This window comes from Pantoea sp. JV6 (assembly GCF_025910055.1).
Classification (GTDB): Bacteria; Pseudomonadota; Gammaproteobacteria; order Enterobacterales; family Enterobacteriaceae; genus Pantoea; species Pantoea agglomerans.
On the sequence record NZ_JAPCIM010000012.1, the window covers coordinates 563,043 to 578,003 of the forward strand.

Below are 14,961 nucleotides of genomic sequence, written 5' to 3' on the forward strand. Positions count from 1 at the left end.
CGGCGCGATTTCTGTTTCATCTGGCTATTAAGCCGTTGTGAGTTCCGCATTGAGCTGAGCAATGAGTCGCGACGCGTGTTGCTTTGCTGCAGCAATTTGCTGCGTGATAATAGTTTCATTACGACTGGCATAGCTTATCCCGCAGGTATAAACCGGTTTCTGCATCTCCAGATTGCAGAGCCGGGCGGTGGTTTCAAACTGAATCAGATAATCCTCCAGCTGATGACCAAAGACGCCATCTGCCGCGTATAACGCCTGCGGTGCGCCAGTGGTGAAGGAGAGGATCAGTTTTTTACCGCCGAGTCTGGCCGTCGATCCGTGCGCAAACCCATGAACAAATACGTCATCCAGCCATAACTTCATGAGCCCTGGCAGCGAATACCATGAGAAGGGAAATTGCCAGACGATAATATCTGCCTTCAGCAGTGCATCCTGTTCGGCGCTGACATTGATGTTATTGTCCGGATAAAGTGCATCCAGACGACGGATTTCAGCATCAGGCAGCGCAGAAGCGACTTCATTAAGAATGGTAGCATTACCGACCGAATGGCTCAGGTCAGGATGACCGGAAATAATTAATATATTTTTCATTTTCAGTTTTTAATCATCTATTTTTTAACAGATAGCCAGGCGTTGGCGATGCCATCACGCGCTGGGTACTTTTTGCCGTCCGGCACCGTTTAATCAAATCCCACCGATACGGCATCCGCCTTTCCTGCCGCCAGCGCTTCACGCGGCGTTTTTACTGCGCCGCCTGCCTGACACCTGTCGGATGACTGGTGATAACACACGGTAGCGGTTTGCGACTGATCATTGGGTGGCGCCCTCTTGCTGAGGCTTATACTCTGCAGCGAACAGGCTTTCCCAGTTGGTGAATGCACCTAACGGGATGCAGTCAAAACTCAGCAGACCGGCTTTTGCCAGCGGAAAGTCAGCCAGCAGGCTTTGGGCCTGTTTCACCGAGTCGCATTCAAGGAAGATCGCGACGCCGGGTCGATCCTGTCGGTAGTAAATATCGCGTAGCGCACCGGATTTATACAGACTCCAGGCATGGAAAGCTTCGGCAGCCAGATGAGGGTGATACTTTTCCAGCGTGGCTTTGGGCGCGGGTTTATCCAGACACAAAATTCGCATATCAATCTCCTAAGATTCACGGCCAGGGGGGAACTGATAAGGAGTATATGCTCGCGATTTAGTGAAGATTAGGCCACTATTGACTCAAAGATATTTAGCCTGTGGCTAATAATAAGCAGCCCGATTGTGTCAGGATTATCCCGTGAACAACGCCATCTATAATCAGATACGCATCTTCCAGAGCATTGCCCGCGAAGGAAATATTTCATCGGCTGCGCGCAAACTGGAGATTACTCCCCCCTCTGTCAGTAAGGCGCTGAAGCTACTTGAAGCGCACATCGGTCATCCGCTATTTGTGCGAACCACGCGCCGGATTGAGCTGACCGATGCCGGACAGCAGCTGCTGGAACAAACTTCGGCAGCGGTAGCCTCGCTGGAAAAATCGCTGGAAAGCATCCGTGACCAGAATCAGGAACCGTCGGGACTGGTCAGAATCACTCTCTCGCGCTTTGCCTATCTGCTGGTGCTGAAACCTGCGATGGCCGCTTTCTGCCAGCAATATCCCGGTATTCAGCTGGAAATTTCGGTATACGATGGCACCGTGAACATCATTGATGAACGTTTTGATCTGGGGATCCGGTTTGGCGACATTCTGGAAGGTGGCGTGGTGGCGCGCCCGCTGATGAAGCCGTTTCGCGAAGGTTTGTATGCCTCTTCTGCCTATCTGGCAGCGTTCGGTATTCCAGCGTCTCCGTCTGACCTACATCAGCACCGGCTTATCGGTTACCGGTTTATCACCAATAATCGTATTCTGCCGCTGATTCTGGATCATCATGGCGAACAGCTGACCGTTGAGATGCCGGGTCAGTTGATGAGTAATGATATTGAGGTGATGGCTGATGGCATTCGCAACGGGCTGGGTATCGGGCGACTGTTTGAACCGGTTCATAATTTACAGCCGGATAAAGAGGCATTTATTCCGGTGATGGAGCGTTACTGGAAAACTTATCCGCCGGTTTATCTCTATTATCCTAAAAGCGCGGGTAAAACGAAAAGAGTAAAAACGTTAATCGACTTTCTGCTTAAGCACACTGCGGGTTAAGCACCTGTTACTAATAGCGGGCTTAATGGATGCGGCTAATGGCAGATATTTATGACGAGATCTCGCCTGTTTTCTTTCGTATATTCCGAACGGCGATTGCTTTCAGTTAATTGCATTTTTTTGAGATCGTTATCGTAAAACGCGCTGTTTATCAAATGATTAAAGTCACTGATTTACATCGATTTTCAGCTGGACTTTTCCTGCAATAGTTGATTATATGTACAGGTATTTAGCGCGATACAGAGGTGTTGGAGCACCCCGGTATCGCTAATCACAATCACTATTGAACGAGAATAGAGATCATGACTGAGTCAGAGTGTAATGCAGTTGGTTTAAATTCAGAAGCCCCTTCCGTTTCCCAGCGTAAATTAACAGTGAGTTACGCCAGCCGGTATCCCAGTTACGCGCGTATTCCGTCGATTATCATGAAAGGCCAGTGGCTGGCTGCCGCCGGATTTACCACCGGCACCGAAGTAGAAGTAAAAGTCACGGCGGGCCGTATCGTGCTGACCGTGAAACCACCAGAGCCGGTCGATGAGCAGCTGGTTAACGCGTTAGCGCAGCTGAATAAGCTGCCTGCAAGGAAACAGAAGCAGGTTCTGGCTTTGTCGGGTGTGGTTGCGGGTCAGGTTTAATTTCTGCTGAAGGGATGCCGCTTCTGGCTGGGGAGCGGCAGATCAGTATTGCTGGCAATAATTATCCGCGTTTCTATATTTAAAGGATCTTTTGCCCCGCCAACGTAGCGCTCCCCTGTTTTAATCGCCTTTTATAATGAGAGGACAGATAATCTATAGATTGGAATGATTTCTGGAGAATTATTAAATGGGTATTATCAGATTGCTATCGCAAAATACAGATTATCGATGTACACACTATGTTCCTGTAAGTATCGTACAACTATAAATGCGTGCCAGAAACAGGAATCAGATAACTAACTTTGGATAAAAATTAGCGCTTACATTCTCTGGTGAATTTATATGATTTCCATGCTAAGTTCAGAGGCGTAACAAAATAGATCACAAGAAATGCAAACGTCAGAACAACAATATATGGAATAGCATTTGAAGCATCTGCATTGAAAACGCCATCCAGTCCAATAAGCATCAAAATAATAAGAGCAATGACTCCGCCCCAGAAGCGTTTACTTAGATCAATCACGAGGCTCTGAAGTGTATCTTTTTTTGACTCGTCTTTTTTTATAATACTTTTGAGTTTACCGATCTCTTTAGCGGAGAAGCCGTTATTATAGAGTTCTTGCTCAAATTCGCTCATTTGATTCATCCTGAATGCCGTTGCGATACGAGCAAAATATAGCACAGTGTACCTGAGCCAGGCTAACCCCCCTCTTTACATGGGCGGCACCGGTACCGCCCGATGATATTGTCTGCGCTGCTGTCATTGCTGTGGTGTAACCCGTTAATCCCGCGATGGCTGCCCCTCCTTAAGTGCTCTATCAATGCGCCTCTTACAGCTGACGAATAAGCGGCCAGCAATGCAACTGCTGAAAGCCGGTTGATGGGGCCAACGCAGCTCTGGCTGTAACCTGATGAGATGCGATCCCAAAGGTAAGGGATAGAGGTGATGCACCTAATGAACACGATGTATGTATAAATCCACACTAACTGGCGGGATTAAGCCCAGGTTATGATCTGATTTCAATGGCTACACAGGGTCACAATAGCCGTTTAATTAAACAGAAAAACCAGCGCGAGATGAAGCAGCGTGGATATAACGATTAACCCTCGTCAATCTCTTCAGATAAGGTTAAAAATGAAAAAAATTACAATCGCAGCGACCATTTTATTACTCACAGCCTGTGTACCCCATAATGACAGACAACACGCTGTGGGCATGGCTAACCCAGCCTCTGTGTATTGTGAAAAGATGGGCGGCAAGCTGGACATAGTGAAGGGCCCGGATGGTGAATCAGGTTACTGTACTCTGCCAGGCGGAGAGCGCATCGAGGAGTGGGCGCTTTACAGTAGGGATAACCAATAGACTCGTTAGTCGGAAGGCATATCAGGGCAGCTATCAGGGAGCCGTAAGAATGGGACGTGGCTTTATGAAAGGAGGATTACCAGCATACGGCCGCATTGATGTTCCTGATTTCACAAAGTGTGTAGTGCGATGAAAATACTGATATTTATTATAATCTTCTCCGCAACCTGGTTTCTCATACCTGAAAGCATCATCAGATCCCTGGTAGAAGGCCACATTAGCGGTGATGGTGAAGGCGCTATGGATAGTTTCGAATTCACAGTGATTGCACTTAAGGCGGTGCTTTCTGCTCTGCTGGCCTTTATCGGTGTCTGGCTATATCGCAAAGCTAACCAACGATAACGAAGCGACCTTCAAGAAGCTGTTCATCGACGGTATCCACAAGTACCTCAAGGGGCTGAACCCGCGGTGGCCTATGGTGCCGGTTAGAGGGGAGCAGATCAGAACGGGATTGCACATCAGATGAGTGTGACTTTCAATAGATGCTAATAGACATCCGAATAAATTAACCTGGCTAAACGCCTTGATATTCGCGGAATTAGTAGACTTTAAGAAGCTTCAGAAGGGAGAATTTGGCCCCCCTACAGGATTCAAACCTTCTGACCAGTCTACTGTTCTATATGTGATTTTTTTATTTCAATTTGTGATCTGCCCCCAAAAATGCCCCCTTAGAAAACGACCACTCTCACGGCTGAGGTTCATCACTGCATGATTATGTGGCCGTAAATGACTCTGAACATAGTAAATATTAAAAAAATTCTTAATTTACCTCACAAACAGAAAATGTATAATACTTAATCATTTGACTGAAAGGGATTGATTTTGAATGAAAGGAATCGACAAAAAACTTATCATCTTCACTACAAAAAAAAGATTCAATGACAGAAATGCTGATGACATGCAAAGTGGCGACATGGATGCTGATATACTGAAAAAGCATTATCATCTCGGGCAAGTATCAACTTTCATCGACTGGACTACTTTTGGTCCCTCCTATCAGCATCCTGCTACTAATTCTATACAGCCAGTTAGTAGAGAAAAAGCCATTGCGATGTTATATGATGAGCTACGATCTCAGTCCTATGCCTTTTCTTTCCGAGGACCATACCAGGGCTTGATCATAAATCTTTTCAATCACATGCAACGTAGTAATGGAAATGATTTTCAGCATCCGTTTATGGATAATGCCTACAGAAATCTCATTTTGAGTGACAACTCTATCGATAGCACATTATCCATAATTAAAAACACTATCGAGCAATTTGATTTTAATAAGTCACAATTGACGAAAGAACATTTTTCAAATGTGTTATCTAAAAGTCGTTTACCAAAATACACAAGATGGAAAGATTTTTTCAATGGCATGGGCATTACCGTCCATGACATAAACAGCACAGAAATTTCTATAGAAAGCCTGACCTTCCAGGGCAATAAATATACTGCGACTATCAAATACAGAGCACAAGACCATTTTGGCTTAGATAAAGAAGATATCTTAAAAGCTAAATTCAACTCAATTAGTTTTTTTAGAATATGGTTCGTTCTACAGAGGGCTAAGCATTTAGCTCAAAAGCCATTTTTCACAAATTTCGAAGCAACTATAACATTGACAGGAGAAAACAATGTTTAAATACAAAAGGATTGGAGCAGTTCTGATTTTATTAATATCAGTATATTGCATATGGATTGCTGTAAGACCAGCAAAAATAGTCAGAGTTGATAATGGTGCAGTTTTTGTAGAACATTTACCGATGACTACAGAAGGAAAACTAAAATGGTGGTTAGAAAACAAAGATTCGCTTCAGAATAAATATCATATTATCAATACCCCAGATAACTTCACTGTTATCATCATGAACTTCGATGGTTATAAAAAGTTACCAACAGGAACCAGAGATGGTTCAATTGATGACTATACCTGCTTTGATGATACTAATGGCGAGCATAAGAAATGTGTATATAACAGCATAGCATTAGTTATAAGAGGGAGCCTTGATAGAAAAGTATTTATAAATATAGGCGATAAAACATATATACAGAGTTCTGATGGTAGAGTAAAATTAAAATAAAAAAGATATTTCTTACCAAATCGCGTCAAGATTTAAATAGTCTGATCAGGTAAGTCAGGCTATTTCAAAGTGTTTTTGACTAAATTATTTTCTAATAACCACATCATCTTTTTTAAGAAGAACAGAATTTATTTTGCTTTTCTCTTCTTCAACCATTTTTGTTTGAATTATGTTTGCAATCTTATTAGTATCAACATCAGATGCTAAGACTGAAAAAAACCATTAGTCAACACTATTGTATTCAACAAGTTCGGTTAATTCAAAGCATTCAACTATGCTCACGATTTTTAAGAAATCCTGAGAGGCGTAATACTCTCTAAACATAATATAAAAAATCTTCAGCAGGATACATTCTATAGCTTTCAGTAATTTTATTTGTCCTAATAAATCTACTAAACCATCATGCACTTTGTTAAGAACTCTTTTGCCTCAGCAAATGATATTTGTTCATCTTTCATTTTATCTTTACTCATAAAACCCTCCATTTTCATTTATAATTACTTTAACACACATTTATTTTTGTCAATATAATTCACATAAAACCTAATGGAGATTTTTGGAAGAACTAATTGTCAGAGTGAATTATGTCTTCACTAATCGCCGTGTAAGCAAGTCCCAGCACATGGGAAAATCCCCTCTTAACAGGGCTATAGCGAAGCTTTGCGGTATTGAGCCTGGCAGGAAGAAGCAACCGCCCAATGTTATGAGTGATATTGAATATTTTACCGTTCATGATCTGCTAAGAACGAGCCGGAGCTTACTATGCCACTACACCCGCTTCTCTTTACCAGCTATACGGTATTTGAGTCTCCAGCTTTTGGCTCCGTTTGGAAATATTTCAAGATACATACCACCACCATCGGCAAGTTTGTATGACTTTTCTTTTGGCTTAGCAGAGTCAATTTGTCGGGCTGTCAGCTTCATTTGGGGGCATCCAGTTGATTGAACCTGGCAATGCCCCCTATCCTGCCCTCAATCGAAACAAGAACGCAATAGGTGACCCTGGACCAAGCTGGACCACAGAGAATTGTTATATTCTGATTTTAAGGGAAAAAGCAGACTAGAAAGGATGTTAACAGAAGAAAATATGGTACGCCCTACAGGATTCGAACCTGTGACCTACGGCTTAGAAGGCCGGTGCTCTATCCAACTGAGCTAAGGGCGCATGGAGATGGCACGGATTATACGTCGGGAAGCGGGTACGTCAACGTTTTTGCCGTTTCTCCGCAGCGAAGTGCTGCGGTAATGACCAATTGACGTCAGTGGCGCCTGCGCCATTCGCTGAGCGACACGAGTTTACTGTTGTCGGTAAATTCTCCTTCCAGCTCAATCCCTTGTGTTGTGAAACGCGCATTGTATTGCTCCCGAAGTGCCTGCAGCTCCTGGATGTCCGGTTCCAGCTGGCGCAGAAAGCCCAGCGCGAGCAGCAGCTGCTGGCGGCTAATAAGCGGTGGAAAACCGGCTCGACTGAGAATCGCATGCCAGCGCTGGCTGTTCTCCTCACTGCCGTCAACAATGAACACCTGCCAGATCAGCAGTACCGCTGCGCCATTATGCAGGTGCGTTTCATTATCCTTGCTGAGATAGTCGGTAAACTCTTTCGCCGCCTCTTTCCCCATCATAGAGATCATTGATTCCACCTGTACCGGTGGCAGCTGCAGCCGTTTGCTGAGCCGCTGAGCGGCGTGGCGTGAGCCAGCGGTGAGCAGCTGAAATCCAGCGACAAACACCACCGCCAGAGTAGCAAGCATTATCCAAATCATTACATCGTCCCCGGATTGTCCTGCAGATATCATACGCATGCAGGCTGGCACTCGTCGCGACGGAAAAGCCGGAAAGCACATACGCGGCTGAAACTGTAACTGACAGCGCGCCGCGCTTCTGACAAAATACCCCCCTTCCCCGATTCAACACAACACAGTGGATTTCCTCTCTGATGGCAGCAAAAATTATTGACGGTAAAACGATTGCGCAGCAGGTGCGCGTTGAGGTTGCGGAAAAAGTGAAGCAGCGTCTGGCCGCCGGAAAACGCGCACCAGGTCTGGCAGTGGTTCTGGTGGGAGAAAACCCGGCATCGCAGATCTACGTGGCCAGCAAACGCCGCGCCTGTGAAGAGGTCGGTTTCCACTCCCGCTCTTACGATCTGCCTGCCACAACCCGCGAAGCTGAGCTGCTGGAGCTGATTGATGCGCTCAATCAGGACGACGAAATCGATGGCATCCTGGTGCAGCTGCCACTGCCAGCCGGCATTGATAATGTCAAAGTGCTGGAGCGCATCACGCCTGATAAAGATGTCGATGGATTCCACCCTTATAACGTCGGTCGCCTCTGTCAGCGTGCGCCAACCCTGCGTCCCTGCACGCCACGCGGTATCGTGACGCTGCTGGAGCGCTACAACATTGACACCTACGGCCTGAATGCCGTGGTGGTTGGCGCATCCAACATTGTTGGTCGTCCGATGAGTATGGAACTGCTGCTGGCGGGCTGCACCACGACCGTCACTCATCGCTTTACCAAAGATCTGCGCCATCACGTTGAGCATGCCGATCTGCTGGTCGTTGCAGTGGGTAAGCCAGGGTTTATTCCGGGTGACTGGATCAAACCGGGCGCCATCGTCATCGACGTGGGCATTAACCGGCTGGAGAGCGGCAAAGTGGTGGGCGATGTTGATTTTGATAGTGCATCCGAGCGCGCCTCCTACATTACCCCGGTGCCGGGCGGTGTTGGTCCGATGACAGTAGCTACACTGATTCAAAACACGCTGCAGGCGTGCGAAGAGTTTCATGATAAAGAGGTAGTATAAATGACAAGTTTTTCACTGGGTAAATTCCCGCACGTCGATCTGTGTGACCTGCTGAAACTGGAAGGCTGGGTTCAGAGCGGCGCACAGGCGAAAGTCGTGATTGCCGAGGGTGAAGTGAAGGTCAACGGTGCGGTAGAAACCCGCAAGCGCTGCAAAATCGTAGCCGGTCAGACCGTAGAATTCGCGGGTTTCCGCATTACTGTGGTCGAGTAATTTCCGGGCGTCCCTTCGGGGACGCTGTTACACTCGCTCATCCCCCTTCACGCACGTCTCCCCTTCCCGCTGTTCCAGTACAATATGATTCACCGCCGTATGCTGCGCTATCAACGTCGCGAGCCGGGGTGAATGGCTGGTGATCCAGAGCTGACTGAACTCGCTGGCTTCGGCGATTAAGCGCGCCAGCGCAGGCAACAGATCTTCATGCAGGCTGTTTTCCGGCTCATTCAGTGCCATAAAGGCGGGCGGACGCGGGCTGAGCAGTGCGACAACCAGACAGAGAAACCGCAGCGTGCCATCAGAAAACTCGGCGCTCTCCAGCGGACGCAGAATGCCCTGGCGCGACATCAGCATCTGGAAACGGCCATTCTGCACATCGACATCAAACTGGCTGTCGGGAAACGCCTGTTCCATCACCTCAGACAGGAGTTCGGAATGACCGCGCTCAACAATGGTCGCCCAGGCCGCCGCCAGATTGCTGCCATCATGGCTCAGCACCGGCGCACGCACGCCAATCTGCGGTGCCCGTATCGGTGAGCCAGGCCAGACGGCGAACTCATGGTAGAAGCGCCACTGCTGCAGACGTTCGCGCAGCTGCGAAAGCTCCGGATAGCGATGCGGTTCGCCAAGCTGACCAAACAGCGACTCTTCGGGATGCAGCACCGCCGGATAGGCGACGCGCTCGCCCTCAACGTTGTGCAGAAAGGCAGTCTGATTTTCGCGCTGCATAATACAGGCGGAAGGACGGCGCTGCTGACCGCTCAGCCAGAGTCGCTCCTGCTTCACCAGCGGATCGAGATTAAACAGGCTGGTCACCAGCGGCTCGGGAAAGCCAATCTCCAGCTGGTAATCCATATCATCCATCACCACGGCCAGCTCCAGCCGCTTTGGATCGTGTCGGCGATCGCCCCGACGTAAGCCGCCCGCCCACATCGCTTTCTGAATGCCGCCTTCTTCAGCCAGCGCCAGTGCCAGACGACCGCTGGCCGCCTCATGCAGCAACCGCACCGCTTTGTAGAGGTTGGATTTACCGCAGCCGTTGGGACCGCTCACCACATTCAGCTGCTGCAGCGACAGCGTCAGGTTACGTATTGAGCGGAAGCCGCGGATCTGAATCTGTTCAATCGCCATAATAAAAAAGGGCGATTGCTCGCCCTCTCCGGTTTATTTTCGACGCCAGCTGGAGCCCTGCGGCCCATCCTCGACGATGACACCCAGCGCGTTAAGCTTGTCGCGCGCGATGTCCGCTTCCGCCCAGGCTTTGGCGGCGCGCGCATCGGCACGGGCTTTCACCCAGTGCTCAATCTCGGCAACCTCTTCGTCATTGACCTGCGCGCCGCTTTGCAGGAACTGCTCAGGATCCTGCTGCAGAATGCCCAGCACGTTGGCCATCTCGCGCAGCTTCGACGCCAGCCCGTGCGCTGAAGCGCCATCTTCACTTTTCAGGCGGTTCACTTCACGCGCCATGTCGAACAGCACCGAATAGGCTTCCGGGGTGTTGAAATCATCATCCATTGCGCTGCGGAACCGCGCTTCAAACGCTTCGCCGCCGTGGGCAGGCACGCTGCTGTCGGTGTGACGCAGTGCCGTATAGAGACGCTCCAGCGCCGCACGCGCCTGATTCAGGTTATCTTCGCCGTAGTTAAGCTGGCTGCGATAGTGACCGGACATCAGGAAGTAACGCACCGTCTCCGCATCATAATGTTGCAGCACGTCACGCACGGTGAAGAAGTTACCGAGCGATTTGGACATCTTCTCGCGGTCAACCATCACCATGCCGGAGTGCATCCAGTAGTTGACGTAAGGACCGTCATGGGCGCAGCTCGACTGGGCGATTTCGTTTTCATGGTGCGGGAACATCAGATCGGAGCCGCCGCCGTGGATATCGAAATGGGTGCCCAGCTGTTTGCAGTTCATTGCCGAGCACTCGATGTGCCAGCCGGGACGACCGTTGCCCCACGGCGATGACCAGGCTGGCTCATCCGCTTTGGACATTTTCCACAGCACGAAGTCCATCGGATTGCGTTTCACGTCGGCGACTTCAACACGCGCGCCCGCCTGCAACTGCTCCAGATCCTGACGCGACAGCGCGCCGTAATCGGTGTCGCTGAGCACATCGAACATCACATCGCCATTGTCCGCCACATAAGCGTGACCGCGAGCGATAAGTGTTTCCACCAGCTCGATAATCTCAGCGATGTGACGGGTAGCGCGCGGCTCCTCATCGGGCGGCAGAATCCCCAGCGCGGCGAAGTCATTGTGCATCTCGCCAATCATGCGGTTAGTCAGGGTTTCGATGCTCTCGCCGTTTTCGTTGGCGCGCCTGATGATTTTGTCATCAATGTCGGTGATGTTACGTACATAATTAAGCTGATAACCGAGGTAACGCAGGTAGCGCGCCACCACGTCAAACGCCACGAACGTCCGCCCATGACCAATGTGACAGAGGTCATACACCGTGATGCCGCAAACATACATCCCGATTTTACCGGCATGAATGGGTTTGAATTCCTCTTTCTGTCGACTCAGGGTGTTATAAATCTTAAGCATTGAACGGTTCCGTTTTCGCGTGTGGTTGGCACTTTTAAGTATCCAGACATTGTGCCGTATTTTTATCGCTCGCGCGACGCAAAGCAAGCCAACTGCGCCGCGCTGCTGACGCGTCATTGGAAATTATGATATAAGAACGGTCGACAAAAAGGGGGACGCCCATCGACAGAGCGACCTCAGCAACTGATGACAACCTTTACAGGACGACAAAAATGGTAACTTTCCAGACGAACCATGGCGATATCGTAATCAAAACTTTCGATGATAAAGCGCCGGCAACCGTAAAGAACTTCCTGGATTACTGCCGTGAAGGTTTTTACGACAACACCATTTTCCACCGCGTAATCAACGGCTTTATGATTCAGGGCGGCGGCTTCGAGCCGGGCATGAAGCAGAAAGAAACTAAAGACGAAATTCAGAACGAAGCCAGCAATGGCCTGAAAAACACCAAAGGTACGCTGGCAATGGCACGTACCTCTGCGCCGCACTCTGCGACCGCACAGTTTTTCATCAACGTAGCTGACAACGACTTCCTGAACTTCCGTGACGAAAGCGTTCAGGGCTGGGGCTACTGCGTGTTCGCTGAAGTGGTTGAAGGTATGGATGTGGTCGAGAAGATCAAAGCGGTCTCTACCGGCCGCAGCGGCATGCACCAGGATGTGCCAAAAGACGACGTCGTTATCCAGAAAGTGACCGTCAGCGAGTAATGTCGCGCACGCTGTTTATCGCAGATCTCCATCTGTGTCAGGAAGAACCGGCGATTACCGCCGGTTTTCTGCATTTTTTACAGCGCGAAGCGCCCCACTGCGACGCGCTCTATATTCTCGGCGATCTGTTTGAAGCCTGGATTGGCGACGACGATCCCAATCCACTGCATCAGCAGGTTGCCCGCGCCCTGCGCGCCCTTCCGGTTCCGGTTTACTTTATCCATGGCAATCGCGACTTCCTGATTGGCCGACGCTTCGCGCAGGCCTGCGGCATGACGCTGCTGCCGGAAGAGCAGGTGCTGACGCTCTACGGCCATCGGTTGCTGATCATGCACGGCGATACGCTCTGTACCGACGATGCGGGTTACCTGCGTTTTCGGGCCAAAGTGCATAATCCCTGGATCCAGCGGCTGTTTCTCGCGTTGCCGTTATGGATACGTAAACGTATTGCCGCCCGGATGCGCGCCGACAGTAAACAGGCCAACCAGCATAAATCCCAGACCATCATGGATGTGAATCAGGAAGCGGTCGTCGCCACTATGCTGCGCCAGCAGGTGCCGCTGTTAATCCACGGTCACACTCATCGCCCGGCGATTCATACGCTGAGCCTGCAGGGTGAAACGGCGCAACGCGCGGTGCTGGGTGCCTGGCACAGCCGGGGTTCCATGATCCAGCTCGACGCCAGTGGCATTCAGCTTATCCATTTCGACTTTTAATCTGCGGTTAAATCCACGACCTTAAGCCCGACGCAACCGTTTTCCTTGCGTGCTTCTCATGCTATTCTCGGTGCCCTTCAAAACCTGTCCGCCCGGCCAGGTCTGTTTGTTCATTCACAGGAGTTGACCCCATGTCATCCAACGCCCCGGCCCGCATCGCCATTGTTATGGGTTCCAGAAGTGACTGGGCCACCATGCAGTTCGCCGCTGAAATCCTCTCCAGCCTGGACGTCCCTTTTGATGTTGAAGTGGTCTCTGCGCACCGCACCCCGGATAAACTGTTCAGCTTCGCCGAAACGGCAGCCGACAAGGGTCTTCAGGTGATTATTGCTGGCGCAGGTGGCGCGGCACATCTGCCGGGTATGCTGGCGGCAAAAACGCTGGTGCCGGTGCTGGGTGTGCCGGTGCAGAGCGCAGCACTGAGCGGCGTCGATAGCCTCTATTCGATTGTGCAGATGCCGCGCGGTATTCCGGTCGGTACGCTGGCGATTGGCAAGGCGGGCGCAGCCAATGCCGCGCTGCTGGCGGCGCAGATTCTGGCGCTGCATGACAGTGCGCTGGCGTTACGCCTGACCACCTGGCGTCAGAGCCAGACCGATGAGGTGCTGAACCATCCCGATCCGCGGGTGGGTGCATGAAGCCGGTTTGCGTACTGGGCAACGGCCAGTTAGGTCGTATGCTGCGTCAGGCGGGTGAACCCCTGGGCATCGCGGTGTATCCGGTGGGCTTAGACGCCGATCCCACCGCGCTCCCTATCGCCGACAGCGTGATCACCGCCGAAATCGAACGGTGGCCGGAGACGGCGCTGACGCGTGAACTGGCCAGCCATCCGGCCTTTGTTAACCGCGATATCTTTCCGCGTCTGGCGGATCGTCTGACGCAGAAACAGCTGCTGGATCAGCTGGGACTGGCCACCGCGCCGTGGCAGTTGCTGGCGGATAAAAGCGAATGGCTAGCGGTGTTCGACTCGCTGGGCGAGTTAGCGATTGTGAAAAGCCGCACCGGCGGTTACGACGGCCGGGGTCAGTGGCGTCTGCGTGCCGATGAGACTCACACCCTGCCGGAGGCGTGCTACGGCGAATGCATCGTTGAGCAAGGCATCAACTTTTCCGGTGAAGTCTCACTGGTGGGGGCGCGCGGTCACGATGGCCAGGTGGTGTTCTATCCGCTGACGCATAACCTGCATCAGGATGGCATTCTGCGCACCAGCGTTGCGCTGCCGCAGGCGGATCAGACACAGCAGCAGCAGGCCGAAGCGATGCTGAGTGCGATCATGCAGGAACTGAATTACGTCGGCGTAATGGCGATGGAGTGTTTCGTTACGCCAGAGGGATTGCTGATCAATGAGCTGGCGCCGCGCGTCCATAACAGCGGGCACTGGACGCAGAATGGTGCGTCGATCAGCCAGTTTGAGCTGCATCTGCGCGCCATTCTTGGTCTGGCATTGCCGCAGCCGGTGGTATTTGCGCCGTCGGCGATGGTCAATCTGATTGGCACTGACGTGAATCTCAGCTGGCTGCAGCAGCCGCTGGTGCATCTGCACTGGTATGACAAAGAGGTGCGTCCGGGTCGTAAAGTGGGCCACCTGAATCTGACCGACAGCGATGCAGAACGGCTAAAAGCGGCACTGAATTCGCTGGTGCCGCAGCTACCGGAAGCGTACGCCAGCGGCATCGCCTGGGCGGTTGAAAAACTGTAATCCCCGCACCGCCTGATAATGCCTTTA

18 protein-coding genes, 1 tRNA gene and 3 pseudogenes are annotated in these 14,961 nt (G+C 50.7%); 14 read left to right on the forward strand and 8 right to left on the reverse strand.

The window, feature by feature from the left end; all coding sequences use genetic code 11:
• Positions 1 to 27: 27 nt before the first annotated feature.
• Both OK412_RS12970 and OK412_RS12975 read right to left on the reverse strand, forming a co-directional pair.
• Positions 28 to 591 (reverse strand): NAD(P)H-dependent oxidoreductase, encoded by a 564-nt coding sequence (locus tag OK412_RS12970; protein ID WP_010259033.1) that lies wholly within the window; start codon positions 589 to 591, stop codon positions 28 to 30.
• Positions 592 to 810: 219 nt separating this feature from the next.
• A complete protein-coding gene (locus tag OK412_RS12975) occupies positions 811 to 1,134 on the reverse strand; it encodes a superoxide dismutase (RefSeq protein WP_264353230.1) in 324 nt (107 codons plus the stop codon).
• A 142-nt stretch (positions 1,135 to 1,276) separates the two neighbouring features.
• On the opposite strand from OK412_RS12975, the gene OK412_RS12980 reads away from it, so the two are divergent.
• Together OK412_RS12980 and OK412_RS12985 are read left to right on the forward strand one after the other, a co-directional pair.
• Positions 1,277 to 2,176, forward strand: a complete 900-nt coding sequence (locus OK412_RS12980; protein ID WP_010671249.1) for a LysR family transcriptional regulator — start codon at positions 1,277 to 1,279, stop codon at positions 2,174 to 2,176.
• A 302-nt stretch (positions 2,177 to 2,478) separates the two neighbouring features.
• Positions 2,479 to 2,811, forward strand: coding sequence for a SymE family type I addiction module toxin (locus OK412_RS12985; protein WP_010671248.1), 333 nt, complete (start codon positions 2,479 to 2,481; stop codon positions 2,809 to 2,811).
• Between the two features lie 313 nt (positions 2,812 to 3,124).
• Here the strand turns inward: OK412_RS12985 and OK412_RS12990 are convergent, their stop codons facing one another.
• Complete coding sequence (locus OK412_RS12990) at positions 3,125 to 3,448, reverse strand: hypothetical protein (protein ID WP_264353231.1); 324 nt, start codon at positions 3,446 to 3,448, stop codon at positions 3,125 to 3,127.
• Positions 3,449 to 3,946: 498 nt separating this feature from the next.
• Between OK412_RS12990 and OK412_RS12995 the strand changes: the two genes are divergently transcribed.
• From OK412_RS12995 to OK412_RS13015, 6 genes and pseudogenes are all read left to right on the forward strand, one after another.
• A complete protein-coding gene (locus OK412_RS12995) occupies positions 3,947 to 4,174 on the forward strand; it encodes a DUF333 domain-containing protein (protein WP_245115406.1) in 228 nt (75 codons plus the stop codon).
• Positions 4,175 to 4,303: 129 nt separating this feature from the next.
• A complete protein-coding gene (locus OK412_RS13000; RefSeq protein ID WP_033779622.1) occupies positions 4,304 to 4,516 on the forward strand; it encodes a hypothetical protein in 213 nt (70 codons plus the stop codon).
• Positions 4,491 to 4,640 (forward strand): annotated as a pseudogene (locus OK412_RS23530) (LexA family protein); the annotation flags it as partial. The gene OK412_RS13000 and the pseudogene OK412_RS23530, both read left to right, overlap by 26 nt.
• Positions 4,641 to 5,000: 360 nt before the next feature.
• Positions 5,001 to 5,804 carry a DUF3289 family protein gene (locus OK412_RS13005; protein WP_250488411.1) on the forward strand — a complete coding sequence of 268 codons (804 nt, stop codon included), beginning with the start codon at positions 5,001 to 5,003 and terminating at the stop codon, positions 5,802 to 5,804.
• Positions 5,797 to 6,243 (forward strand): DUF943 family protein, encoded by a 447-nt coding sequence (locus OK412_RS13010; protein WP_245115410.1) that lies wholly within the window; start codon positions 5,797 to 5,799, stop codon positions 6,241 to 6,243. Before OK412_RS13005 ends, OK412_RS13010 begins: the two co-directional genes overlap by 8 nt.
• 583 nt (positions 6,244 to 6,826) lie before the next feature.
• A pseudogene (locus tag OK412_RS13015) lies at positions 6,827 to 7,003 on the forward strand (integrase); the annotation flags it as partial.
• An 11-nt stretch (positions 7,004 to 7,014) separates the two neighbouring features.
• Here the strand turns inward: OK412_RS13015 and OK412_RS13020 are convergent.
• The 3 genes and pseudogenes from OK412_RS13020 to OK412_RS13030 form a co-directional block, all read right to left on the reverse strand.
• A pseudogene (locus OK412_RS13020) lies at positions 7,015 to 7,167 on the reverse strand (Arm DNA-binding domain-containing protein); the annotation flags it as partial.
• Positions 7,168 to 7,331: 164 nt separating this feature from the next.
• Positions 7,332 to 7,408: transfer RNA gene (locus tag OK412_RS13025), tRNA-Arg, on the reverse strand.
• Between the two features lie 94 nt (positions 7,409 to 7,502).
• Entirely contained in the window at positions 7,503 to 8,006 is a 504-nt protein-coding gene (locus OK412_RS13030) for a DUF1198 family protein (protein ID WP_033766658.1), read from the reverse strand.
• 173 nt (positions 8,007 to 8,179) lie between these two features.
• On the opposite strand from OK412_RS13030, the gene folD reads away from it, so the two are divergent.
• Together folD and ybcJ are read left to right on the forward strand one after the other, a co-directional pair.
• A complete protein-coding gene (gene folD, locus OK412_RS13035; protein ID WP_010671240.1) occupies positions 8,180 to 9,046 on the forward strand; it encodes a bifunctional methylenetetrahydrofolate dehydrogenase/methenyltetrahydrofolate cyclohydrolase FolD in 867 nt (288 codons plus the stop codon).
• Complete coding sequence (gene ybcJ / locus OK412_RS13040; RefSeq protein WP_003849455.1) at positions 9,047 to 9,259, forward strand: ribosome-associated protein YbcJ; 213 nt, start codon at positions 9,047 to 9,049, stop codon at positions 9,257 to 9,259.
• A gap of 27 nt (positions 9,260 to 9,286) precedes the next feature.
• Here the strand turns inward: ybcJ and OK412_RS13045 are convergent, their stop codons facing one another.
• Both OK412_RS13045 and cysS read right to left on the reverse strand, forming a co-directional pair.
• Positions 9,287 to 10,393 (reverse strand): AAA family ATPase, encoded by a 1,107-nt coding sequence (locus OK412_RS13045; protein ID WP_033766657.1) that lies wholly within the window; start codon positions 10,391 to 10,393, stop codon positions 9,287 to 9,289.
• A 33-nt stretch (positions 10,394 to 10,426) separates the two neighbouring features.
• Entirely contained in the window at positions 10,427 to 11,812 is a 1,386-nt protein-coding gene (gene cysS / locus OK412_RS13050; RefSeq protein ID WP_033771090.1) for a cysteine--tRNA ligase, read from the reverse strand.
• A 212-nt stretch (positions 11,813 to 12,024) separates the two neighbouring features.
• Here cysS and ppiB point away from each other — a divergent pair, with 212 nt between their 5' ends.
• From ppiB to purK, 4 genes are all read left to right on the forward strand, one after another.
• Positions 12,025 to 12,519 carry a peptidylprolyl isomerase B gene (gene ppiB / locus OK412_RS13055; protein ID WP_033756818.1) on the forward strand — a complete coding sequence of 165 codons (495 nt, stop codon included), beginning with the start codon at positions 12,025 to 12,027 and terminating at the stop codon, positions 12,517 to 12,519.
• On the forward strand, positions 12,519 to 13,235 hold the full coding sequence (gene lpxH, locus OK412_RS13060; protein WP_033766656.1) for a UDP-2,3-diacylglucosamine diphosphatase: 717 nt from the start codon (positions 12,519 to 12,521) through the stop codon (positions 13,233 to 13,235). Before ppiB ends, lpxH begins: the two co-directional genes overlap by 1 nt.
• 131 nt (positions 13,236 to 13,366) lie before the next feature.
• Positions 13,367 to 13,873, forward strand: coding sequence for a 5-(carboxyamino)imidazole ribonucleotide mutase (gene purE, locus OK412_RS13065; protein ID WP_264353232.1), 507 nt, complete (start codon positions 13,367 to 13,369; stop codon positions 13,871 to 13,873).
• On the forward strand, positions 13,870 to 14,934 hold the full coding sequence (gene purK, locus OK412_RS13070; protein ID WP_264353233.1) for a 5-(carboxyamino)imidazole ribonucleotide synthase: 1,065 nt from the start codon (positions 13,870 to 13,872) through the stop codon (positions 14,932 to 14,934). The genes purE and purK overlap by 4 nt, the downstream gene beginning before the upstream one ends.
• The last annotated feature ends 27 nt before the right edge of the window (positions 14,935 to 14,961 follow it).